The 1307-nt window shown below is 51.7% G+C and carries 1 protein-coding gene; it reads left to right on the top strand.

Annotated features, from left to right (window positions below):
- Positions 1–6 precede the first annotated feature (6 nt).
- The coding region (locus AC1TPB_RS24835) for a non-ribosomal peptide synthetase (RefSeq protein ID WP_482078944.1) at positions 7–1307 on the top strand (1301 nt) is incomplete at its 3' end.

Genomic DNA, 1307 nt, shown 5'->3' with positions numbered 1-1307 from the left:
CCAGACATGCGGCTAGAAGAGATCAAGCTAGTCGGGGAAGAAGAGAAGCATCAACTACTGGAGACATTCAACGATACGAAGGCGGAGTATCCGAAGGACAAGACGATCCACGTGCTGTTTGAGGAGCAGGCGAAGCGGACGCCAGAAGCTGAGGCGATCGTATTCGATTCTGTGCGACTGACGTATGGCGAGCTAAACGCGAAGGCGAACCAACTGGCGCATGTATTGCGGACACGAGGTGTTGGAACCGACGAGATCGTGGGAATTATGACAAATCGTTCGGTGGAGATGATCGTGGCGATTCTGGCGATTTTGAAGGCTGGTGGTGCATACTTACCAATTGATCCGACGTACCCAGCGGAGCGGATCGCGTACATGCTGGAAGACAGCGACACCGATCTACTACTTGTCTATGGCGCAAAAGCAGAAGTGCCACAAGAATACGAAGGCACCGTGCTGAACTTGGCGGATGTTTCACTATATGCGGGCGAGACTTCGAACCTGCCAGTAGCAAGTGGACCAAGCGATCTGGCGTACGTGATATACACGTCGGGATCGACGGGACAGCCGAAAGGGGTCATGGTCGAACACGGTTCGCTAGTGAATTTGTCGACATGGCACTGTCGTTACTTTGAAATGAGGGATACGGATCGCGCGACACAGTACGCGGGATTCGGCTTTGACGCTGCCGTATGGGAGATATTCCCGTACCTCGTGAGCGGGGCGACGATTTATTTGGTGAGTCCACAAATTCGTACGGATATCGAAGCGTTAAGTCGTTTTTACCAGGACAATGCAATTACGATTTCGTTTCTACCGACGCCGATATACGAACAGTTTGCGGACCAATCTGGTCATTCTCTTCGTGCGCTTCTTACTGGTGGCGACACATTAGGGAAGACGAAGAGATCCGGATATAGGTTATCGAACAACTACGGTCCAACGGAGAATACAGTGGTCGCGACCAGCGGTTGGGTAGAAAACGCAGAAGTGGTTCCTGGAATAGGCAAACCCATACAAAACGTACGGATTTATGTGGTAAATAAATCGAATTACCTTCAGCCAATCGGGGTGCCAGGAGAGCTATGCATCGCGGGTGACGGGTTGGCTCGCGGATACTTGAATCGTCCAGAGCTAACGGCAGAAAAGTTTGTGGACAACCCGTTTGAACCAGGCGAGCGAATGTATCGTACGGGAGACCTTGCAAGATGGCTGCCGGATGGGAATCTGGAGTACCTTGGAAGGATTGACGAGCAAGTGAAAATCCGGGGATTCCGGATTGAGACAGGTGAAATTGTGCAGGGTCT

This window comes from Paenibacillus sp. Y951 (assembly GCF_056786395.1).
Note: the sequence above shows the minus strand (reverse complement) of the source record. Positions and strands in the feature narration are given on the sequence as shown.